Annotated in this window: 16 protein-coding genes; 14 read left to right on the forward strand and 2 right to left on the reverse strand. The window is 41.8% G+C overall.

From position 1 onward, the window contains the following. Positions 1-331 precede the first annotated feature (331 nt). From I2484_RS14870 to argH, 5 genes are all read left to right on the forward strand, one after another. Positions 332-1,318, forward strand: coding sequence for a DmpA family aminopeptidase (locus I2484_RS14870; protein WP_207151844.1), 987 nt, complete (start codon positions 332-334; stop codon positions 1,316-1,318). Between the two features lie 928 nt (positions 1,319-2,246). Continuing rightward, a complete protein-coding gene (locus I2484_RS14875; protein WP_207151845.1) occupies positions 2,247-3,299 on the forward strand; it encodes an extracellular solute-binding protein in 1,053 nt (350 codons plus the stop codon). Between the two features lie 257 nt (positions 3,300-3,556). Next, positions 3,557-4,627, forward strand: a complete 1,071-nt coding sequence (locus I2484_RS14880) for an ABC transporter ATP-binding protein (RefSeq protein ID WP_207151831.1) — start codon at positions 3,557-3,559, stop codon at positions 4,625-4,627. An 11-nt stretch (positions 4,628-4,638) separates the two neighbouring features. Beyond that, entirely contained in the window at positions 4,639-6,360 is a 1,722-nt protein-coding gene (locus tag I2484_RS14885; protein WP_207151832.1) for an ABC transporter permease subunit, read from the forward strand. Positions 6,361-6,393: 33 nt separating this feature from the next. After that, positions 6,394-7,911, forward strand: coding sequence for an argininosuccinate lyase (gene argH, locus I2484_RS14890; RefSeq protein ID WP_346014200.1), 1,518 nt, complete (start codon positions 6,394-6,396; stop codon positions 7,909-7,911). Between the two features lie 131 nt (positions 7,912-8,042). On the opposite strand, the gene I2484_RS14895 is transcribed toward argH, so the two are convergent. Continuing rightward, the gene (locus I2484_RS14895; RefSeq protein ID WP_207151833.1) at positions 8,043-8,588 is read right to left on the reverse strand and encodes a helix-turn-helix domain-containing protein; all 546 of its coding nucleotides are present in this window, start codon (positions 8,586-8,588) and stop codon (positions 8,043-8,045) included. Positions 8,589-8,700: 112 nt separating this feature from the next. On the opposite strand from I2484_RS14895, the gene I2484_RS14900 reads away from it, so the two are divergent. From I2484_RS14900 to I2484_RS14910, 3 genes are all read left to right on the forward strand, one after another. Continuing rightward, positions 8,701-9,978, forward strand: coding sequence for an MFS transporter (locus I2484_RS14900; protein WP_207151834.1), 1,278 nt, complete (start codon positions 8,701-8,703; stop codon positions 9,976-9,978). Positions 9,979-9,999: 21 nt separating this feature from the next. Then, a complete protein-coding gene (locus I2484_RS14905) occupies positions 10,000-10,989 on the forward strand; it encodes an ornithine cyclodeaminase family protein (RefSeq protein ID WP_207151835.1) in 990 nt (329 codons plus the stop codon). A gap of 452 nt (positions 10,990-11,441) precedes the next feature. Continuing rightward, positions 11,442-14,309 carry an S-layer homology domain-containing protein gene (locus tag I2484_RS14910; protein ID WP_207151836.1) on the forward strand — a complete coding sequence of 956 codons (2,868 nt, stop codon included), beginning with the start codon at positions 11,442-11,444 and terminating at the stop codon, positions 14,307-14,309. Positions 14,310-14,663: 354 nt separating this feature from the next. Here I2484_RS14910 and I2484_RS14915 read toward each other — a convergent pair whose 3' ends face one another. Continuing rightward, positions 14,664-15,983 carry a DUF6612 family protein gene (locus I2484_RS14915; RefSeq protein WP_207151837.1) on the reverse strand — a complete coding sequence of 440 codons (1,320 nt, stop codon included), beginning with the start codon at positions 15,981-15,983 and terminating at the stop codon, positions 14,664-14,666. A gap of 313 nt (positions 15,984-16,296) precedes the next feature. On the opposite strand from I2484_RS14915, the gene I2484_RS14920 reads away from it, so the two are divergent. The 6 genes from I2484_RS14920 (at position 16,297) to I2484_RS14945 (ending at position 22,433) form a co-directional block, all read left to right on the forward strand. After that, positions 16,297-16,941, forward strand: a complete 645-nt coding sequence (locus tag I2484_RS14920) for an NEAT domain-containing protein (RefSeq protein ID WP_207151838.1) — start codon at positions 16,297-16,299, stop codon at positions 16,939-16,941. A gap of 173 nt (positions 16,942-17,114) precedes the next feature. Then, positions 17,115-18,644, forward strand: coding sequence for an NEAT domain-containing protein (locus I2484_RS14925; RefSeq protein ID WP_207151839.1), 1,530 nt, complete (start codon positions 17,115-17,117; stop codon positions 18,642-18,644). A 92-nt stretch (positions 18,645-18,736) separates the two neighbouring features. After that, positions 18,737-19,705, forward strand: a complete 969-nt coding sequence (locus I2484_RS14930; RefSeq protein ID WP_207151840.1) for an NEAT domain-containing protein — start codon at positions 18,737-18,739, stop codon at positions 19,703-19,705. A gap of 79 nt (positions 19,706-19,784) precedes the next feature. Continuing rightward, positions 19,785-20,666, forward strand: a complete 882-nt coding sequence (gene isdE, locus I2484_RS14935) for a heme ABC transporter substrate-binding protein IsdE (RefSeq protein ID WP_207151841.1) — start codon at positions 19,785-19,787, stop codon at positions 20,664-20,666. A 14-nt stretch (positions 20,667-20,680) separates the two neighbouring features. After that, entirely contained in the window at positions 20,681-21,673 is a 993-nt protein-coding gene (locus tag I2484_RS14940; protein ID WP_207151842.1) for a FecCD family ABC transporter permease, read from the forward strand. Continuing rightward, positions 21,663-22,433 (forward strand): ABC transporter ATP-binding protein, encoded by a 771-nt coding sequence (locus I2484_RS14945; RefSeq protein WP_207151843.1) that lies wholly within the window; start codon positions 21,663-21,665, stop codon positions 22,431-22,433. The genes I2484_RS14940 and I2484_RS14945 overlap by 11 nt, the downstream gene beginning before the upstream one ends. The last annotated feature ends 342 nt before the right edge of the window (positions 22,434-22,775 follow it).

The raw sequence follows: 22,775 nt of genomic DNA on the forward strand, positions 1-22,775 counted from the left end.
ACTGAAATAAATTTATGGGACTGCCGTGAAACGCTAACAATTTGGTACATAGCACTAGTTCAGATAATGAAAGGCTAATGGTACAAAATAAGACTATGACATGCGAAAGAAGAAGGCGCTTTAGGCAAGCCCGTTATTTACACGGGGTGTGATGGAAGCACTATCAATTGATTCGAAGTTCAATCATGATTGCGAGTCCGTATCTTAAACTAGCCACCCATCTAAAAAACACGACTACTTGGAGTGAATAAAATTGAAGCCACAAGAACCCCAAAAAATTAGAGCTAGAGGTATTACGATTGGTCGTTTTCCGGTCGGGGTCAAGAATTGTATGACGGATGTAGAGGGTGTGAAAGTAGGACATGTCACACTGGACAATCCATTGCAGGGGGATGAATACGCTGCTACAGGTGTGACGGCTATTCTACCGCATGGTGATAATCTGTTTATGAATAAGGTAGTGGGCGCGAGCTATGTATTGAACGGTTTCGGAAAAACAACAGGGCTCGTCCAAGTCGATGAATTAGGGCTAATTGAGTCTCCGATTATGCTGACCAATACATTTGGGGTTTCCGCGGTAACACAAGGGACGCTCCACTATATGTTAGAACAAAATCCTGAGATTGGCGATACAACGGGAACCATTAATTTGGTTGTTGGGGAATGCAATGACAGCAGGCTAAACTCAATTCGTGAGCTGCCGATTCAACCAAGTCACGCGGTTGCTTCTATTAAAGGGGCTTCTACTGATGCTTCCCTAGAGGGGGCGGTTGGAGCTGGAAAAGGCATGATTTGTTTTGGTTATAAGGGCGGAATCGGCTCTTCCTCACGAATTATCAAAGACGACGCAAGTGGAAAGACCTATACAATTGGTTGTTTAGTTCTTAGTAACTTCGGGCGGAAAGAAGATTTTCAAATTGACAGATACAAACTGAGTGACAATCAGGATGTGCCTACCTATCCTAAACCAGCAGATGGATCCATCATGATTGTCTTGGCTACAGATGCACCGCTGGGCAGCAGGCAGTTAAGGCGGGTCGCTAAAAGATGTGGTATCGGACTGGGGAGAACGGGCAGTCATTTTAGTAATGGCAGTGGTGACATTGTTATTGCTTTTTCGACAGCTCATAAAATACCACATTTCACTACGGATACTATCGAAACAAGGCTAGAGCTTAGAGAAGATCATCCGATTATGAATGACCTCTTCTCTGCCGCGTCAGATGTTACAGAGGAAGCGATTTTAAATTCATTATCACAGGCGGTGACGACTACCGGACGGATGGGAAATACCGTTTACGCTTATCCGTTTGAATGAACTGAAATAAAAAAGCACGTCTGTTGATTAACCAAACCAGTGAATAACATGATCACCTACTGGGCGCTACGTGTATAGTTGTTTTGGATTCGCTTTGGATTGAATGACTTCTATAAGATTACCGAGATGTCTGGGCGTGTAGGAATGCGGCTTTGTCGCATCCCTACACAGTCTTTTCGGTAATCGTATGGTGGTCCTTCATCCGTCGCTCTTCAAAAACACAGATACACGAAGTGCTCAAGCTTTTTGGGACGAAAGAATAGTGGGCTCCTTAGCTGGAGAAAAGCCGCCAAAGATGCAATTTTGGCGGCTGAAACTTTCTCTATGGATTTTCCTTTCTTTATTAAAGAAGTGTCGCATTCTAGTAGACATCACATAATTAGATGCATAAGCTTTACAAGAAGTAAGCAAGATGCACATTGTACAACGTGCAAGAGTGCCCGAAATTGCATCTTCGGGCACTTACACGCTGTATAGAATATCATCTACTCTTATCTTCCAAAACAACTGCATTTTTCACTTGGAAATTGTAGGATCGCGACAGGCAACTATTCGCAACAGGATTACTGAAAGAAGTGTGGCTAAAAGTGACTCCGTCACTTTTAGCCACACTAGGACCCCTCAGTAAATCTGTCATGAATAGTTCGCCGAAAGCGAACCGGAAATGATCCAGTGAAAAGGAATCTATTCATACATGACTGTGTGAATAGGTTTTTTTGCTTTATGAAAATGACTGCGCATATATGGTTGATTATTGCAAATAGACAAATAAGTTTGACTAGAACGAGTTTCCATTTTACAATTAATGAAAACATATCTAGTTGAGGGACCATATAGTAACAGAGTACTAACTAATTCCTGGGTACCTTGCAATCGTTTATATAATCAAAAGGGGGTTTTTTGATTGAAGAAAAAAGGTCTATTTAGTATGTTGCTCGTTCTGTTTCTCCTTGTTGCGGCTGCGTGTGGTAATGACAAAGGGGAAAGCGACACTAAAAAGGAAGATGATGTAGTGAAAGAAGAAGGCGCTTCAGGCAAGCTCGTTATTTACACAGGGCGCGATGAAAGCGTTGTTGAGAAGGTCGTTGGGATGTTTAATGAAAAATACCCTGACATTCAAGTCGATAATTTGACGATGGGGGCACAACAAATTCTTGAGCGTGTCCGCGGTGAGAAAGCGAATCCTCAAGCAGACTTCTGGTGGGGTGGGACACAATCCGCAATGATGGTGGCGGCGAATGAGGATCTACTTATGCCATTCAAGCCTTCATTTGATGATGCGATTGCGGCCGACTATAAAGATGCTGAAGGCAGATGGTACGGGGAGATGCTGTTGCCGGAAGTCATTATGATCAATAGCGATGTATTAACGCCGGAGACGGGTCCGCAAGATTGGGATGATTTGTTGAAGCCAGAATGGAAAGATAAAATCGTTATCCGAGGTGTTCTAGCTTCTGGGACGATGCGTACAATTTACTCATCAATGATTTATCGTCAAGGTGCGGATGATCCTGAAAAAGGCTATGAATGGCTTAAAGGCCTAGATGCTAACACGAAAGATTACGCACAAGATCCGACAAATCTTTATTTGAAGTTGGTTCGCCAAGAAGGAATTGTTTCGTTGTGGAATTTGCAAGATATCCTGTTGCAAAGCAAGTTGAACAACCAGCCATTTGACTATATTTATCCGAAGAGTGGCGCGCCGATTCTGGTAGACGCGGTCGGTATTGTCAATGAAGCAAAAAACGAAGCGAATGCGAAGCTGTTCTACGAATTCCTCTTTGACCCAGAAGTGCGTGCAGAACTTGCAGAAGAATTGTATCAGATTCCGACACGCTCGGATATTGCCAAAGAAGATATGCCTGAATGGTACCAGGAACTTGACCTGAAGGCACTTGATATCGATTGGGAAGTGATGGCTGACAAAGAAGCGGAATGGATGGAGCATTGGGATTCGAACATCAAAGGAAAAGGGAAGTAATTATTCTTTTATCAGCGCGGCAAGCAGGGCCTCGGGTTATTACTCTCGAGGTCTTTCCATTACATAGTGACTATATGTGTTGAAATAAAGAATCCCATTGAATTCGCTACGGCGCTCGGGGATGCCTCCCGCCCTAAGCCAAGCAGCTTCGCCGCCAGTCTTAGGGCTTCGGCGACCCCTTGGAAGGCGCCTTCGCTAATTTGATATAAGTATTCATTTTTTCAATATAGATAGATTGGAACAAAAGGGGTGACGGGATGAAGGGTGTTCGATTACAAGATATAACAAAGACGTTCGGAAAAGTTCACGGCGTAAAAGAGTTGAATATCGACATACAGCCTGGCGAGTTTTTCACATTTCTTGGACCGAGCGGATGCGGAAAGACGACGACGCTCCGGATGATTGCCGGATTTTATTACCCAACGGATGGGAAGATTTTTTTCGATGAACGTGACGTAACCAGGTTGCAGCCGAATAAGCGGGACATTGGCATGGTGTTCCAGAACTATGCGCTCTTTCCACATATGACGGTGAATGAAAATATTGCGTTTGGCTTAGAAGTGAGAAAGTTTTCGAAACAGGCTATAAGTGAAAAAGTAGATGAAGTGAGAGGCCTTGTGCGGCTTGAACAATATGGCGAACGGAAAATCAATGAACTTTCGGGTGGTCAACAGCAACGTGTCGCATTGGCTCGGGCGCTTGTCATTAAACCGGATATTTTGCTGTTGGATGAACCGTTATCGAATTTGGACGCCAAGCTGCGCGAAGAAACCCGTATTGAAATAAAACGGCTGCAAGCGGAACTTGGTGTGACGACGGTCTATGTTACTCATGATCAGACGGAAGCGATGGCGATGTCTGACCGCATTATGGTGATGGAAAACGGCTATGTACAACAGATTGGTACGCCGCAGGAAATTTACAATCGTCCAGTCAATAGGTTCGTATCATCATTCATTGGCGAATCGAATACGCTAGAAATGACCGTCATGTCAATTGATGGTGAAAAAGTTATTGTGAGAAATGAACATGGTGTCAAGCTGTCAGGACTTCTTAGCAACAGTTCTCCGCTAGCGCCGATGAATAAAGGGGAAACAATCCATGTGTCAATTCGTCCAGAATCAATACTTCAAGGTGACGGGGAAAACACACTGACCGGAGAAATTACATTTGTTGAATTCACTGGACTAAGCGTCAATTATAGTGTGAAAGTTCCGGGGGTTACGCTTAAGGTGATGATTATTAATACAGGCGGAAAACTGTTGCAAATAGGGGATTCCATCCAGTTATCTATCCCATCTCGCAGCCTTTACTTTCTTGGGGAATAGGGGGCTTGCAAGTGAAAAAACAACCATTCCAGTCGTCACAAGATAGCTTATGGGCGCGTATTACACGGTCCCCTTCCTTCATTTATGTCCTGATTTCACCATTGTTCCTCATTTTATTTGGATATGTTATTTTTCCATTTTACCAGTCGTTCATTCAAAGTTTCGGCAGTGAAACAGGGCTGAATAATTATAAAAAGTTTTTCAGTTTAGAAAGTACAGCCAATCTGGAAGCACTCTGGACGAGTGTGTACATTTCGGTTATTAGTGTTATTACATGCGCAATTGTCGGCGTGTTGATGGCTTTTTTACTTGAGCGCTATGACTTTCCAGGGCGTCGTGTGTTATCCATTCTCGTGCTAGTACCCATGGCGTTGCCACCGCTTGTCGGTGTGCTGTCATTCACATTTTTGTATGGAGAAAGTGGTATTATTCCACGTGGTATTCAGCATTTATTCAATTTAGAGCAAGTACCTTTCAAGTTAAAAGGGGTATGGGGCGTTATTGTGGTCCATACGTTTACGATGTATACGTACTTCTATTTGACAGCTTCGGCGGCGATTAAAGGGCTCGATCCGTCACTCGAAGAAGCGGCGACAAACCTAGGTGCAAGCAGACTGCGGATATGGCGAAAAGTTATTTTACCAATGCTGACACCGTCGATTGTGGCCGCGGCACTTCTCGTGTTTATGATTTCAATGGCGTCCTACACTGCACCGCTTATTTTTGGGGTGGAGCGGACGATGACGATGCAAATCTATTTATCGAGGACGAATGGCAACTTGGATATGGCCGCTACGCAATCAACGATATTATCATTTGTATCCATTTCATTTTTAATCATCATGAGATGGTACCAAAATAAGCGTAATTACCAAAACTTGAGCAAAGGAATTAGTGTCCATCGTTCGGAAGTGAAATCAAAGGCCATGAAAGTGGTTTCCATCGTTCTATCTGTTGCTGGCGTTATCATCTTGTTATTGCCAATTTTGACGCTCATTCTCATATCGTTATCTGTGGATGGTACGTGGACGACCCAAGTGTTGCCGCCGGCGTATACATTTGATCATTATATTTCATTATTTACGGATGAACGGACGTGGCGACCGATTTGGAACTCGCTGCAAATGGGCTTTGTCGCAACGCTTGGTAACATCATATTTGGCGTTGCGGCGGCATATGCGATGGTAAGGCTTAATTTTAAAGGGAAGACTTTGCTTGATATATTAATCATGGTTCCGTGGGCACTTCCTGGTACCGTCGTAGCAGTGAACTTGATTGCAGCATTCAGTGAAGAAAATATTTTCGCTTTCAATCAAGTTTTGATTGGGACGTTTTGGATATTGCCACTCGCTTATTTCATTCGCCATTTGCCACTCGTTTTCCGCTCGACATCAGCGTCGTTAATGCAGATGGACCAATCAATAGAGGAGGCTTCTAGGAGTCTTGGCGCTGGTTGGTGGATGACGTTTCGAAAAATAGTTCTACCATTGACATTGACAGGGATTTTAGCGGGAACACTTCTTGCATTCGTTCAAAGTATCGGGGAATTTGTGGCGTCAATTCTCATTTATAGTACGTCGACGATGCCTTTATCTGTCGCAATCTTCCAAAAGATGTACGCGTTCAAATTTGGTACGGCCTGTGCATACGGCGTGCTGCAAATTGTTTTAATTCTGATTGTATTGACGATTTCTGAGAGGTTGTCGAAAGGAACTGCTGGTTCGGCAATTTAATTACTTACTTCCGAATGAAAGGTGGAATACCTCGTGATCAGGAACTTCAAGGATCGCATCAATGCGCTTGAAGGGGAAGAGTTCCCGTCCAAGACCTATCGGGAAATGGTTTTGCAACCTGCTTATGATGAAGCGAAGAAGTACTTTTTACATTCAATGATCCAGATCCATACCGCACATTTAAAAATGTTGGAAGAGCAAGGTATTGTCAGTCAGGCGGATGCGTTGACGATTGGCAAAGCGATCCAGACACTCGATGTCGATTATTACAGTACGGACCATTACAATCCGCTGTTTGAGGATCTTTTTTTTCGCATCGAGCATGATTTGATTGAAGACGCGGGGGAGATTGCGGGAAATTTGCATATCGCACGAAGCCGAAACGATATGGGAATCGCCATTTATCGGATGACGCTTCGTAAAAAGTTACTAGAATTAATGAGTGAGATGATAGCGTTGAAAGATGCACTGATTGCCTTTTGTGAAGAGCATGTCGATACGGTGATGATTGGTTATACGCATACACAACAAGCGCAACCGACAACGCTCGCTCATTATTTAAAGGCCGTTATTGATCAACTAGGCAGAGATTTCAAGCGCGTTCAGTCGGCGTTTGGAACGGTAAATCGAAGCAGTATGGGAGCTGCTGCACTGACGACAACGGGTTTTGCAATCAGTCGTGAACGAATGCGGGAGTTGCTAGCGTTTGACGATATTATCGAGAATTCATGGGATGCGGTGGCAGGCGCAGATTATATTACGGAATCGGCGAGTGCAGTCCAGTTGTCCGCGTTAAATTTGGGGCGTACTGTTCAAGACTTTCTAACATGGGCGACGCAGGAGTTTAATGTTTTCACATTGGCTGATCCATATGTCCAAATAAGTTCAATCATGCCGCAAAAACGCAATCCGGTTTCGATTGAACATATGCGTTCTTTATTGTCAGCGGTTGTTGGTGATACGAATACGGTGTTGACGATGGTACACAACACGCCGTTCGGAGATATTGTGGATACGGAAGATGATATGCAGCCGTTCTTGTGGAAAGCGATTGATCGGCTGATTGGAATCTACCAATTGTTCGGCAGTGTCGTTCTCACCATGAAAGTGAATAAGAAAAAGTTGCTTGAACGGGCGGAAAATAGTTTTGCAAACGTGACTGAACTGGCGGATACATTGGTGCGTTCGGAGAAGATTAGTTTTAGGCAATCCCATCTAATCGTTAGTAATTGTGTGAAGGCCTTGGTAGTGGCGGGCGAGGAATCGTTGATGAGCCTTACGTGGCAACTGGCGAATGACCAGGCACAGCTAGTTTTGAATAAAGATTTACTACTCACTGAAGAGGATTTCTATACAACGTTACGTCCGCAACATTTTGTCGCTATACGAACTATCTACGGCGGACCTTCTGCGGAAACGATGAAAGATTCACTTGAACAATCGAGAGAGTTTACGAAAGAAGCGATGCAATGGCTGAGTGAAAAAGAACGAGTAATACTTGATGCGGAGATTCTGTTGGAGTCATTTAAAGCTGACTGGAGTGGAGCATGATGGCGGTCACTTACTTAAGGCCAACAGAAGCATGAAAGTTTGAACGGCAAGTACACGCTATTTTGTTGGTGGGAATCGCATAGAATAGGACAGTTATCCTCCGACCAATTACTGGTTGGAGGATAACTGTCCTATTTCTCATCATAGGAAATACATAAAAAACGCACATCGCTATCAGTATAATTATACCAATAATGGAGGTCGCGTGAATCGACCATAATGGAGTCGAAGGCATCGAGTGTATGTAGATTCTCCCCGATTTGTACAGTCAATTGCCCCTCAAGAACATATAAGAATTCCTGCCCTTTATGGGTGATGGGATCACCTTCATTTTGATTAGGTTTCATGACAACAAGAAGTGGAGTGAAAGCTGGTTGATTAATTTCACCGCTCAAGTCTTTGTAATAAATATCATGTTCTTTCATCTGGATAGGAACGGCTGAATTCCGATGAACTACTTCTTTTTCTTCATTTGGGTCGAGGAAAAAGGTACTTGGATTCACTTCGAGAGCAATGGAAATCTTTTTAAGTGACTCCAGTGTTGCTGAAGATTTCCCTCGTTCCAATTGAGATAAAAAGCTAATGGAAAACCCAGTCATTTCGGCAAGGACTTTCAATGTCAAACGTCTTTTTGTTCGAATTTCCTTTATTTTAATACCCAAAGTACTATCTTGCATCTAAACACTCCTTAAAATAAACGTTGACAGAATATTATAGTATCATTATGATGGAATTAATACAAATTGAAGTGTCACTTCAATTCACTTAGCAAACAAAGGGGAGTTTGGTATGGAAAAGAAAAAGATGAATCGAGTCTTGCTTGCGAGTCTCATAGGGAGTTCCATCGAGTGGTTCGATTACTTTTTGTATGGAACGGTAGCGGCACTCGTTTTTAATCAAGTATTCTTTGTTACAGAAGACCCGTCAGTTGGGCTGTTGCTAGCATATGCATCGTTTGCACTCGCGTTTTTCATACGTCCGTTTGGGGGAATCATTTTTAGTCATATTGGTGACCGGATTGGAAGAAAGAAAACACTTGTCATAACACTAACGTTGATGGGGGTTGCAACATTCGGGATGGGGCTATTGCCAACATACCAAGCAATCGGAATTTGGGCACCGATTCTACTGATTACACTACGCTTGATCCAAGGATTAGGTATCGGCGGAGAATGGGGTGGAGCATTACTGCTCGCTGTCGAATATGCACCAAAAGAAAAACGTGGACTTTATGGAAGTGTACCACAAATGGGAATTACAATTGGGATGCTACTTGGAACAATTGCACTTTCGATTATGACACTTCTTCCAGAAGATTCATTTATGACATGGGGATGGCGCGTTCCGTTCATCTTAAGTGCATTGCTTGTCGTGTTTGGATTATGGATTCGTAAAGGAATTGACGAAACACCGTCGTTTAAGGCAGTACAGGAAAAAGGGGATATTCCGAAAGTACCGCTATTCCATACGCTTAAATATCACTGGCGCGAAGTACTTATCGCAATTGGCGCAAAAGTTGTTGAAACTGCACCATTTTATATTTTCAGTACGTTTGTCGTATCTTATGCAACGACAAATCTTGGTTTCACTCGGACCGCAACACTGGGAGCGGTTATGGTCGGAACAATTGTTACAACGATTTTAATCCCAATTATGGGAGCATTATCTGACCGTGTTGGTAGAAAGCCATTGTATGTATTCGGTACAATCGCCATGGCATTGTATGCGTTCCCATACTTCTGGTTAGTGAAGCAAGGTTCGGTAACACTTCTCGTAATTGCTACAGTTATTGGACTAGGCGTCATCTGGGCACCGATTACTGCAGTTCTTGGCACAATGTTATCAGAAATATTCTCGGCAGAAGTCCGTTATACAGGTATTTCACTCGGGTATCAGATTGGTGCAGCGTTAGCTGGGGGAACAGCACCACTTGTTGCAACGGCACTCTTACTAAAATTCAACAATTCATATGTACCAGTCGCACTGTATATTATCTTTACAGCAGTCGTTTCATTGTTAGCGGTTTGGGCTGTTAAAGATCGTAAAGGTCAAGAATTGGATGCATAACTAAAAAAAGGTGGTATAAACATGCTTTTATTGAATGAAAAACAAATCCAATCCATGTATGGAATGAAAGAAGCATTAGTAGACATCGAAAAGGTATTACGTTCTAAGGTGGAAGGGAAGATAAAGAATCCGCCACGGACAGTCGTTGAATTTCCAGAGCATAACGCATCTTCACTGTATATGCCAAGCGCGGATCTAGTTGAAGAAGTGGTTACTGTGAAAACGGTTACAATTTTCCCGAACAATCCAGCGGTTGGCAAGCCGACAACTCAAGGGGTCGTGCTCGTCACGGATGCACAAAATGGTGAGCATCTAGCATTGATGAATGCATCGTATCTGACAAGATTGCGCACGGGTGCACTTAGTGGATTGGCGACAGCGAAATTGTCAAAGCTGAACTCAACTGTGTTGACAGTTATTGGTACAGGCGGAATGGCATTTGAACAAGTTTTAGGTGTTCTAGCAGTTCGCGCTATCAAAGAGATTCTTCTTGTTAATCCGACAGAAGAAAAAGCGGTGAAGTTTGGTGAAAGGCTTCAAGCATATGGAATTAACGAAGCAATTCAAATTACTAGTGTAAGGGATGTAGCAGAAGCAGTTCGCCGTGCAGATATCATTTGTTGCAGCACTCGCTCTACTACACCAGTTTTCAACGGCAATGATGTTAAGCCAGGGACGCATGTTAATGGGGTTGGATCCTATTTACCACATATGAGGGAAGTAGATTTTGAATTCATTCAACGTGCTAGTAAAATTGTTGTTGATGATCTGGAAGGTGTAACAGAAGAGGCTGGTGAATTGATCCACGCTGCTACTGAGCCCGACTGGGGATTCGAAAAGATTCACGGGGAGTTAATGGATGTCGTTATTGGAAAGGTCGATGCTCGTACGGATGATGAAGAGATTACTTTCTTCAAATCAGTAGGTGCGGCCTATTTCGATTTGGCCGTTGCAAAGGGTGTCTATCGAAAAGCGAATGATCAAGGTATCGGGATTCAGTTCGAGATATAAGTTGTTGGGAAATAGAAAGAAGACCATTTCGATAGTAGAAATGGTCTTCTTTCGTGTGGTGCATTTGTATGAGTTTTACGATTTGTGATGAGTTCCTTCTATTATATAGACATATTTTTAACTATGGCAGTCGACGGGTTGGAAGATAGAAGTATGGTAGACTGTTTTAAGCGTCCGGTTAACGGGTATAGATTACTATAAGGTGAATGAAGCGCTCCTCGTCCCAGGTGATGTCGGTTGCAGTTTAATTCATCCTATTTACGTTGTTCCAGTAATGCTTAATCTGTTTGTACCTTCTACTCTAGTAAACAACTATACCCATAAATTGGACCAAGGTAGACTTTAAACTACATGCTACGATAGAGGTGCAACAAAGAGGTACACAAGCAGTACCACTAACATTTGGTAATTCACAAGCGATACCATAGTTTTTAAGAGGAGGAAATTATTTTATGTCTATTAATCAATCAGCGAAGTACAAAAAATTTATAGTAGGTGCTGCATCTGCAGCATTGGTAGCGTCTGCGGTAGCACCAGTAGCAAGCGCGAAAGATTTCAAGGATACAAAAGGTAACACGCACGAACCAGCAATCGACGCACTATCTGATGCAGGTGTCATCACTGGCTATCCAGACGGTTCATTCTTGCCAAACAAAACAATGACTCGTTCTGACGTTGTTAAATTGATGGGTAAATGGCTTGTATCTGAAGGCTATAAAGTACCAACAGACTACAAAACTAAGATGCGTTTCGATGACTTGAAAACAACATCTAATGATGAACTATTGCAATATGCTGCAGTCGTTAAAGACAATGGCGTATTCAACGGAAGTAACGGTAATCTGCTAGCAGGCGACAACATCACTCGTGAAAACATGGCTGTTGTTATCGTTCGCGCATTTGACCAAGTAAAAGACATGGATCTTGTAACTTTCGTTAAAGCACAAGAGTTCAAAAAAGACGTTACTGATCTAGCGAAAGCGAAAGCTGAAGCTCGTACAGCAATCGACGTTCTTGATTTCTTCGATATCACGAACCCGGCTGCACCAGCTTTCAACCCGAAAAACACGACAACTCGTGGACAGTTCGCTACATTCCTACACAAAACAGTTAACACAGATTTCTCTGCAGTTAAAGCACCTGAAGTAGATGAAAATCAAGTAGCAGTAGATGCAGCAGCTGAACAAGTTAAAGCTGGCGCAGTAACTGTTGCTCGTGGAAACTATGCAACTGATGCTAACAAACTAGCGGCAGTTCAAACATATGTTACTTCACTTGTAACTGAAAAAGACGTAGTAGCAACAGTAGTAGCTGGTAAAACTGCTGGAGAATTTGCTGTGACACTTACTAAAGGTGAAGCAAAAGCAGAAAAAACTATCGCTATGACATTCGACTTCGCAGCAGATGATCGCTTTGTTACTGAAGTTAATGCATTGAACGCTACACAAGTTGAAGTTAAATTCAGCGCAGCTGTAGATAAAGCTTCATTGTTTACAGATGGTAAAAGTGGTGCGTTCAAAGCTACTGTTTCTCTAGGTTCTTTAGATACACAGCCTTCAGGCACACTTGCAGGCGAGCTTAGCGCAGACGGTAAAACGCTGAAAATCACAACTCAAAATGTGATTTCAAAACGTTATGACGTTGTTGTTGACGGATTGAAAGCAGTAACTGGTTCTACTTTCGATAAATACGAATCTACTATTACAATTGCAGCTGACAAAACAGCTCCTACAATTCTTGGAACTGAAAGAGTTTCTGCTTCACAAGTAAAAGTTACTTTCTCAGAACCACTAAAATCACTTGGAACTGTTTCATACAAACTTGCTGATGGAAGTACTGTTGTTGCAGGTGAGACAGGTATAACTGCTTCTACATTCAATGCGGGAGATACTGAAGTACTCTTCACTATCGGTAGCGGCGTTGCAGCTAATAAAGAAGTTATTGCAACATTCATCGGAGCACAAGACCAAGCCGGTAACTTAATGACTCCAAACCCAGCAACTGCTTCATTAACTAAAGGTGCTGCTGATGGGGTTGTTCCAACAGTATCTACAATTACTCAAACGAGTGCTAAAGAATTTGCAGTTAAGTTTTCAGAACAACTTTCTGCAGCTCCGACTGTAACGGTTGGTGGTGTAGCTGTAAGTTCTGTAGTCAAAGATAATACTGATCCTACAAAATACATCGTAACTACTACTGGTGTATTAGATGGAGCTAAAACAGTTGGAATCTCGTCATTCTCAGACTTAAGCGGAGAAGTAGGAGCTACTACAAGCAAGGTAGTTACATTCGTTAAAGACGCGGACGCTCCTAAGGTTGTTTCAAGTTCTGTAGTTCAAGACGCTACTAATGGCAAAGAATATCTAGAACTTTCATTTGATAAAAATGTTAATCTAGACGGTATAGTAGCAGATTCAAAAGTTAGCGGAGTTGGTACTTTTGTAAAAGACTATGTAACTAGCGCTTCGACTAACTTTACTGCAACACAAGTAGCTTATAAAGATTCTAGTAACAAAAAAGTTGTACGCGTTGAATTAGATGCATTCTTGGGTGATACTGCTACTGACATTAAAGGAGCAACTTATACTCTAGATTTAACTTTTGTTAAATTAACAAGTGATGCGAATACAACAGCAGCTACTACTGCAGTTACATTCACTCGTGGTGTAGACGGAACTCCTGTTAGTAATCCAGTGGTAGCCGTATCTACTTTAGCTCAGGACGCTGCTGATAATAACAAAGTAAATGTTACTTTTGACAAAGCTGTAGATGGAGCTTCTGCAACAAATCCAGCTAACTATAAAATTGATGGTGCTGTAGTTGAGTCAGTAACTTTGAAACCAGTAACAACTGGAACTACTACTACTCAAGTAGCTGTTCTAAATCTTAAAGCAGGTTCAAATAACTTTACTGGCACTCGTAATATTACTATTGAGAATGTAAAAGCTCTTGGTTCTACTAAAATAATGGAGCCTTATTTCATCAACACTGTCTCACTTAAAGAAAATATTGCTCCAACAGTAGCTTCAGCAAAATTGACTGCTACTAACAAAATTACTCTTACTTTCTCTGAAAATGTAAGTGATGTTGCAGGTCTTGATTTCGAGGTTTTAGTTGGAGGGAAATCACAAGGTACTGCTAATGAAGTAAATGCAGGTATTCTTGCAACATCTCCTAAAACAGTCGAAATATCGATTACTGAGTTAGATGCCGCTGCGCTTGCAAAAGGAATTTCTCTTAAAGCACTATCTACTCTTGATATCACAGACGTAGCTGGAAATAAACTTTCAGTACCTGCAAATATCTTAGTAACACAATAAGAGTTTCAACACAATTTAAATAACACTCTACTTGTCATAAGTGGAAGTTAATAATATGAATCTGAAAATCCACCCAAGTTTATCGCGACCTGGGTGGATTTTCTTTCTGCGTGAAAAAACTGAATTTCAAGTTGAATGATTGAATCCTGTGTAATTACTGAGCGTAGGCGCCTTACCAGGGGTAGCCGAAGCCATAAGACTGGCGGCGAAGCTGCTTGGCTTAGGGCGGGAGGCATCCCCTAAGCGCCGAAGCGGATTTGATGGAAAATCTTTATTTAAACTCTTTATATACACAGAAAAAGCGGAACAAGCTCATTACGAGCTTGTTCCGCTTTTTCAATTCTACCTATCTACTTACTTCTTCAAAGCCTCAGCTTTTTCAAACTCTAACTCTAATTGTTTAATATACTCTTCCATGCTGATTGCGTTTTTGATAACATCAGCTGGGATCTTGATTTCTTTCACCGCATTATAGTCGCTGAATGTACCAGTAATAAGTTGTTTGATAGAGATTAAATCTTCATCAACACCCATTGTCATATGCGTAGTTCCTGATGTTGCAATCGGGAACAACGTTTTTTTGTCAATTGTCGTGACAACGTAGTATTCTTCGATGTTGATAGCAAGGTCAGCAAAAATATCTTCTACTCCTTCTGATTCTTCAGTTACTTCCCCTTCAACTGCTTCCACTTCAGTAGCTTCTGTAACTTCAGTGCCTTCAACAGTACCTTCAATAGAATCTTCAGTAGCACCAGGTGACAGTATACCTGTCAGTAGTACCAGTGCATCTTCCATGATTTCACCGAACTCTTCGTTTGTTAGCGTTTGTGTCATAACATACATATCTTCGTATTCAAAGATGTGGATGCCTTTAGTGAACTTTTTCATTAATCCCAACTGTGCCAAAGGATCTGCTTGTGCGATAGAAGCCTGTAGCAGGCCTTCCGTCATTGCATCGTCAAATTTAACCCATTTGTCGCCAGTCTTTTGGAAATAGCCATCTTTAGTGAAGTACGTTTCGGAAACATCCTCCGTCTTTTCACCTTCAAGATTCATTGTCATCTTAGAGAGCATGTACATTGCAATTGGGTCCTGAATCACGTTCATATCAATATCCATCAGCATATCCATTGAACCCAGTTCAGATGATGTCTCCATCTTTTGATCCAATGTCATTTTTGAAGAATAGCTCTTCAAGTCAGCTGCCAGCATTTTTTCTAAAAATGCAGGGACGTCTGTTACACGGTTCGTCGTAACGTTTACCGTTTTTTTGTCTTCAGAAACGTTAACTTCAAAACCTTCTACTGTTGCTAAAAACTCACCAGAAACATAGTTTCCAGCGTTTTTCAAAGTAAGAGGGAATTCAGTGTCCGCTTTCTTGCCGTTTACTTTAATCGAATTTACAGCTGCGTTAAAATCAACAGTCAAATGCGTGTTTGTTACGTTAACTTTACCTGATTTGTCCTTGGAAACTTTATAGCCAGCTTCTTTAAACAAATCTTCCACCGGAATTAAAACTTGATCATGTGACATGAACGGTTGCTCGTAGCTAGTAACCTCGACGCCATCTACTACTAACTTTAGTGCGGATGATTGTGCGGCCGCTGATCCGTGTGGCAATGCGAACGATAGTGCAAAAACGAACGCCAATGCCCATGTAATAATCTTCTTCATTAAAATAAAACCCCCATCAAATTATTGGTAAAAAAAACCTACTAAAATGTAAGTATACTACATTTACGAATATATTCCAGAAAGGTTTCGTTTATTACAAAAACTTTAAATACTGTAAAACTTCCAGGCGATTCAAATTGTGTGCGGATCGCAGAGGTACTGTCACCCAGACAACATAATAATGTGAACGATATGTGAAAGGTCTTGCTAGTTGTTTGACAACCTGAATCTATGAGCTATTATAGAAGAGAGATAGTTGATAATCGTTCTCACAAGGATTTCTTCCGCTGTGGAGGGAGGAGGTATTGCATTTTTGAAAAAGAGAATTGTTATTCCGTTTTCATTCATCCTATTTCTAAGTGTGATGGTTGTTTCTCATACGCCAGGGGCTATGGCTGCTGATTTATCAAATGGCACCTATATGGTCGACTACGAAATGTTGCAAGCCGAGAATGATTCCGTATCGATTGCAAATGATTATTTCCAAAAGCCGGCAACGCTGACGATTAATAACGATGAAAAGTATTTACAATTCACGGTGAACCATGCCAAATGGATCCAGTTCATAAAATCAACAAGTGGTGAAGCGTTTGCTGACGTACAAGTTGTCAGTGAGGATCTTGACGATGATAAGCGTGTTGTAGCCTTTAAAATTGAGGGAGATCTTACAGCGCCACTGCTCATGCAAATGCATGTTGTGATTGAAGAAATGGAGCCATCATATGACCACAAGTATTCAGTTCGTTTGAATCTGGATTTGGAAACAATGGAAGAGACTGACGCTCCGGCGGTTGTTGTAAATCCTCCTGTCGGCGAATCAAATTCAGCTGACACGAATGAATTGCAGGACGAATCAACCAGTAACAAAGCACTTATTTATGTACTGCTCGCAGTAATCGCTATCATTGCGATTATTTTTGTGCGCAAGATTACTTTATCCCGCATTAACGGGCAGTAAGACCCCACTTCAAGTCTTCGGGGACACAAGAAGAATATATGGGGGATCAACTGCCCGTAAAAGCCCGAATGGTTAAACTAACAATCAGTGGGGGATGAAGAAAACCCCCTCTGATTGAAGATTAACTTTATCGAAACAAAGAGGAAAATAAAACACTAAAAGGGGATTAACGAATGAAGAAGCAAATGATGATGTTATTTTCAGCACTACTCGTTTTATTTACAGTACTACCTGCTGGCCAAATCCAAGCAGCTGAAGTAACTACACCAGTGAAACAAGAATTTGAACTACCGCTTGATGTATTACAAGTTGAAAATGATGACAAATCAGCAACTGCGCAATATGTGAAAAGTCCTGCGAAAATCGTTGTTGAAGACGGTAAAACGTACGCATATGTAACACTATTAAGCAGTAAATGGTGGCAGTCACTGAAAGTTCAAGCAAAACAACCAGGTACATTTAAAGAAACAAACTTCACAGATGCAGAAGTAATCAGTGAAGATAAAGCAGCGGATACTAGACTTGTTAAATTTGAAGTTCAAGATCTTAGCAAAGAATTGAATGCTAAAATCCATATCATCGTAACGGGTGTACCGGGCCTAGGCGAGTATGATCACAGCTATGATATTCGTTTGAAATTTGATAACAGCAAAACTCCAGTGGTACCAGAAGTTCCAGTTGTAAAACCGGAAACGCCTGAAGTACCTGTAACTCCAGTACCAGAAGTCATTAAAGACGGTGCATATACAATCGGTTACAAAGCATTGCATGAAGAAGAAGACAAAGAGTCTTCAATGACTAGATATATTGAAACACCTGCAGCACTTTCGGTGAAAAATGGTAAAAACCTTGTCTCAATGACCCTTACAAACAATGAACAAATTACAGCTTTCCAAGTAGAACAAGCTGGTAAATTCATTGATACAACTGTTGTAAGCACAGATATAGAAGCAAATAAAAGAGTTGTTGAATTCGAAGTTGCTGATTTATCAACAATTACCAATGCGAAATTCACAGTATTTGTAGCTGCAGCGAACCACACAGGTAACTATACTGTACGTCTTGCTTTTGATAAAGAAAGCGTTAAAGCAGTTGTAGTTGAAGAAGTTCCAGGTGAAGAAGTAGAAACACCAGAAGAAGAAGTAGTAGTAACATTTAAAGATATTGCTAACACATGGGCAAAACCTTATATCGAGTCACTCGCTACGAAACAAATCGTTAAAGGCAAAACAGCTACAACTTTTGCTCCAAATGATCAAATTACAAGAGCGCAATTTGCAATCATCTTGTCACGTGCACTTGAGCTTCCTAAACAAGATTTCCAAGGAACATTCTCTGACGTAACAAAAAAGATGGATTGGATCTCTTTTGAAGCTGCAAGTCGCGCAGGCATTATCAGTGTCAATGATGGTAAATTCCGTCCGAACCAAGCAATCACACGTCAACAAATGGCTACTATGATTATCCGTGCTATTGAATACAAAGATGCAAGCGTATTAGAAGGCGTAAAAAATGATGTTACATTTGCAGATGCAAAAGACATTACTGCATACGCAAAAACATCTGTCGACTTGGCAGCTGGTCTTGGTATCGTTAACGGTAAAAAAGTAAAAGGTAAAGATGTATTTGAACCTAAAGCAAACGCAACACGTGCACATGCTTCGAAAATGGTTTATTACATGCTTGAAAAACTTCAAAAGTAACTATAAGTAATCAACCAATGCCGGCGTCACTGCTTCATTCGTGACAGCCGGCATTGTACTGATTAAAATGTTTAGGTAAAGGAGATTATAACTTGAAAAAAAATACGGTATTTACAACGGTGATATTATTCGCTTTATTTACGCTACTACCATCGCTTGCGATTGAGAAAGCCGCTGCGGCATCTAATTTCGCCGATGGTGAGTATTCAGTTCCGTTTACAGTGTTAAAAGATACAGGTAATGAACAATCAACGACGGCTGAATACATGGTTAGTCCGGCGAAAGTAATCGTTCAAAACAATAAAATCTTCGCTGTCGTAACGTTAAACAACAGTTCTTGGTGGCAGTATTTTAAAGTGCAGGCAGGCGGTGGTTTTGCCGATGTGCAAGTACTGAGCAATGATAAAGCAAATGATAAACGAGTGGTTAAGTTTGAAGTGAAAGACATTGAGCAATTGGTAAATGCCAAAATTCATGTCATTGTAACGGGCATCCCCGGTTTTACATATGACAATAAATACGATATCCGCTTCAAATTTAACAGTTCTACCATTCCTTTAGCGCCTGTCGCCGAGAAGCCCGCAACACCTCCAGCTTCTAAACCAACACCTAAACCAGTACAACCAACACCCAAACCAACGCCCAAACCTGCAGTAACGGAAAAGGCAATTGCAACACCTAAAGCAGTTGAAAACAAACAAGCTGTAACAAAAGTAGAAACGAAAACTGAAGCTAAATCAGTAGAATCTAAAGAAGTTACAAGTGAAAAGTCAGATACACTAGTAGAAGAAAAAAGTACTGAACCAACCGAACCAACCGAGCAGGCGAAAGATGAAGCTAAGTCTGAGATAAGCGAAGAAGAACTTGTTGCCGAAGATCAAGCAGTAGCAAAAGAAGAGTCATCCGAAGTAACGAAAGAAGCAATCGATGCAGAGGTTGAAGCAGATTTAACATCTGAGTCGAATTCGAAATCTACATTGTTAATCGTCATTTTTTCAGTTCTTATTCTTGGTGGAGCCATAATTTTTGCAATGAGACAGCGCACACGGACTGAAAAGTAAGAGGTATAGGGGAGTGGGGTCTTGAGAACAAACAGCAAGACCCTTTTTTTATAGAAGCTACAAGGAGTTGTTAACGAAAATGCAAAAAGTACGTAATGTTCTCTATATGCTTCTAATCATTGTAGTTCTGGCTGGTTGTTCGTCCGAAAAAGGTACTTCATCCAATGAAGAAAATGCTGATCCAGCGGGTGAGCGGATTGTTGCAACAACGGTCGCGTTGACGGAAATTATGGATGCCTTAGAAATTGATCTAGTCGGGATACCATCAAGTTACAAAGAGCTACCGAAACGCTACGCTGATGCAAAAGAAGTCGGGAATCCGATGAGCCCTGATATGGAAATGCTGCTGTCACTAAAACCGACAGAAATACTGTCTGTGACAACGCTGAAATATGATTTGCAAGAGATGTTTGACGAACGTGATATCGATATGACTTATGTGAATTTGGAAAGCATAGATGCCATGCACGGCGAAATCTTGAAATTAGGCGAGAAGTATGATCGCGAAGAACAAGCGCATGCGATTGTCGATCAATTCGAAGAGAAAGTTGCCGAATTGGATAAGCTGTCAGAAGGCAAAGAGCAGCCGTCTGTGCTTATTTTGCTTGGGATTCCGGGGAGTTATCTAGTGGCAACAGAACATTCCTATATCGGTGACCTTGTTAAGCGAAGCGGCGGTAAAAATGTTATTACGGGAGAAAAAGTAGAGTTTCTTTCTTCTAATACAGAATACTTACAGCAAGCAAAACCGGATATCATTTTAAGAGCATCACATGGCATGCCCGAGCAGGTCATTCAAATGTTTGATGATGAGTTCAAATCGAATGACGTTTGGCAACATTTCGAAGCTGTTAAAAATGACCGTGTGTATGATTTAGACGAACTTCTATTTGGAACAACAGGCAGTCTAGCGGCAGTCGAAGCACTTGGCGAACTGCAAAAGATGTTGTATCCAAACTAAAGGCAGGGATAATAATGTTACGGAAAAATAAAAAGGCGCTTAGTTTTATCAGCGTCATTATTCTACTCATACTAGTTAGCATTCAATCTGCACTTATGGGAAGTATTAAAGTCACACCGTTCGAACTGATTCATGGCCTACTAACGGGGACAAATGATCAGGTTGCAATTATTAAGGATTTACGGCTTCCACGAATTCTAATCGCTTTATTTGCAGGAGCAGCTTTATCCGTGGCGGGTGTACTATTGCAAGCGGTTATGCGTAACCCATTAGCAGACCCAGGAATTATTGGTGTTTCTGCGGGTGCTGGGTTTATGTCCATAGTTGTTGTCGCATTTTTCCCGACACTGTACTTTTTCGTGCCCCTTTTTGCATTCTTGGGCGGAGCTTTAGCATTTTTCCTTGTGTACTCACTATCGTGGAGATCCGGGCTTGATCCACTGCGCATGATTTTAATCGGGATAGCGGTGAATGCCTTATTTACAGGGTTGAGCCAAGGACTTGGTTTTAGCGGAAGTGCCCTTACACAATCGATGAGTCAAGTGATGACTTCGACGCTTACGATGAAAAAGTGGAGTGATGTCGATGTACTCATGTTATATGGAACGATAGGCCTCGTGTTAGCGTTTGTGGTTTATTCCTGGTGCAATTACTTGGCATTAGATGATAAAACCGCTAAAAATCTAGGGGTTAATGTAAATCTAGCGCGATTGGTGATTTCGTTAGTGGCTGTTCTGCTTGCTTCAGTTGCAACAGCAGTCGCGGGCCTATTTGCGTTTGTCGGCTTGCTAATTCCTCATATTGGACGGTCATTGGTCGGAACGGATCACAAAGTGCTGATTCCGTTTTCAGCGCTGGCAGGAGCCTTGCTGATCTTAACGGCGGATACGTTAGGCCGAACGATTATCGCGCCAAATGAAATCCCGGCATCTATCATTATGGCCGTCATCGGGGGACCTTTCCTAATATTCTTGCTGAGAAAGAGTGATCGTATTTATGGACATTAAGGCTATTTCTTTCTCTTACGATAAAAAAGTAAATACGTTACATGGCGTCAACAGTAAGATTGATAGCGGGAAAGTGACGACGATTATCGGACCGAATGGTTGTGGGAAATCGACACTGCTTAGCGTGATGGCTAATAATAATCACCCGCAAAGCGGACAAGTTCTATTAGAGGGCAAAGCACTCGCTGACTTTAAACCGAAAGAGCTGGCGAAAAAATTAGCCGTTGTTCACCAGCAAAATAAAGCTCCGTCGGATATGACCGTCGAAAAACTAACGGGTTATGGCCGGATTCCATATAAGAGTTTGTTCACTTCAGCAACGGATGACGATCAACAGGCAATTGAGTGGGCGCTCGCGTGTACCAATCTGACGGATAAGCGAACGGTACCGATTGATGAACTGTCTGGAGGTCAAATGCAGCGCGTCTGGATTGCGATGGCACTAGCGCAAAAAACGCCCTTCCTCCTATTAGATGAACCGACGACTTATCTTGATATTTATTATCAATATGAATTATTGGAACTGATCAAGGGCTTAAATCGCACGCACGGTATGTCAATTGTCATGGTTTTACATGACATTAATCAGGCGATACGTTATAGTGACATCATTATTGCGATGAAAGATGGAAAGATTGTTGCTAAAGGGACACCAAGTGAGGTTATTACCGTTCAAACTGTAAAAGAGATTTACGGCGTTGATGTGGTTGTGAAAAATGATAAAGAGACAGGGATGTACATTATTCCTATAGGAATTTGACTTGTACATGTGACTGTTGCTCATATAAGTAACCCCTCCAGTAAACGCCTCTGGAGTGGTTTTTTATCGTTTAGACTCCAGGGCTTGGGCGCACAGGAAGTGGGTCAGGGATTACTGAAAGATGGGGAGTGAATTAGAAGTTGTGCTAATACCGCTTCTGCGCTTTGTGGATGCCTCCCGCGATAAGCCGGAAAGGAGACCGCTTTCAGTCTTATCGCTCCGGCTACCACGAAGACGCGCCTTCGCTGGATGGTCTATGTAAGGAGGCGCATTTCGTTCTCTATAATTGCGGAGGAGATTAATAAAAGACTCATTGTAATGGGTAGATTCAGAAATCCTGCT

Source organism: Sporosarcina sp. E16_8 (assembly GCF_017347095.1).
Classification (GTDB): domain Bacteria; phylum Bacillota; class Bacilli; order Bacillales_A; family Planococcaceae; genus Sporosarcina.

Bases quoted from the DNA above. Each gene is read 5' to 3' on its own strand.
- I2484_RS14870 (WP_207151844.1), top strand. From the start codon at position 332: ATGACGGATGTAGAGGGTGTGAAAGTAGGACATGTCACACTGGACAAT.
- I2484_RS14875 (WP_207151845.1), top strand. From the start codon at position 2,247: ATGTTGCTCGTTCTGTTTCTCCTTGTTGCGGCTGCGTGTGGTAATGAC.
- I2484_RS14880 (WP_207151831.1), top strand. From the start codon at position 3,557: ATGAAGGGTGTTCGATTACAAGATATAACAAAGACGTTCGGAAAAGTT.
- I2484_RS14895 (WP_207151833.1), bottom strand. From the start codon at position 8,588: ATGCAAGATAGTACTTTGGGTATTAAAATAAAGGAAATTCGAACAAAA.
- I2484_RS14900 (WP_207151834.1), top strand. From the start codon at position 8,701: ATGGAAAAGAAAAAGATGAATCGAGTCTTGCTTGCGAGTCTCATAGGG.
- I2484_RS14905 (WP_207151835.1), top strand. From the start codon at position 10,000: ATGCTTTTATTGAATGAAAAACAAATCCAATCCATGTATGGAATGAAA.
- I2484_RS14910 (WP_207151836.1), top strand. From the start codon at position 11,442: ATGTCTATTAATCAATCAGCGAAGTACAAAAAATTTATAGTAGGTGCT.
- I2484_RS14915 (WP_207151837.1), bottom strand. From the start codon at position 15,983: ATGAAGAAGATTATTACATGGGCATTGGCGTTCGTTTTTGCACTATCG.
- I2484_RS14925 (WP_207151839.1), top strand. From the start codon at position 17,115: ATGAAGAAGCAAATGATGATGTTATTTTCAGCACTACTCGTTTTATTT.
- isdE (WP_207151841.1), top strand. From the start codon at position 19,785: ATGCAAAAAGTACGTAATGTTCTCTATATGCTTCTAATCATTGTAGTT.
- I2484_RS14940 (WP_207151842.1), top strand. From the start codon at position 20,681: ATGTTACGGAAAAATAAAAAGGCGCTTAGTTTTATCAGCGTCATTATT.
- I2484_RS14945 (WP_207151843.1), top strand. From the start codon at position 21,663: ATGGACATTAAGGCTATTTCTTTCTCTTACGATAAAAAAGTAAATACG.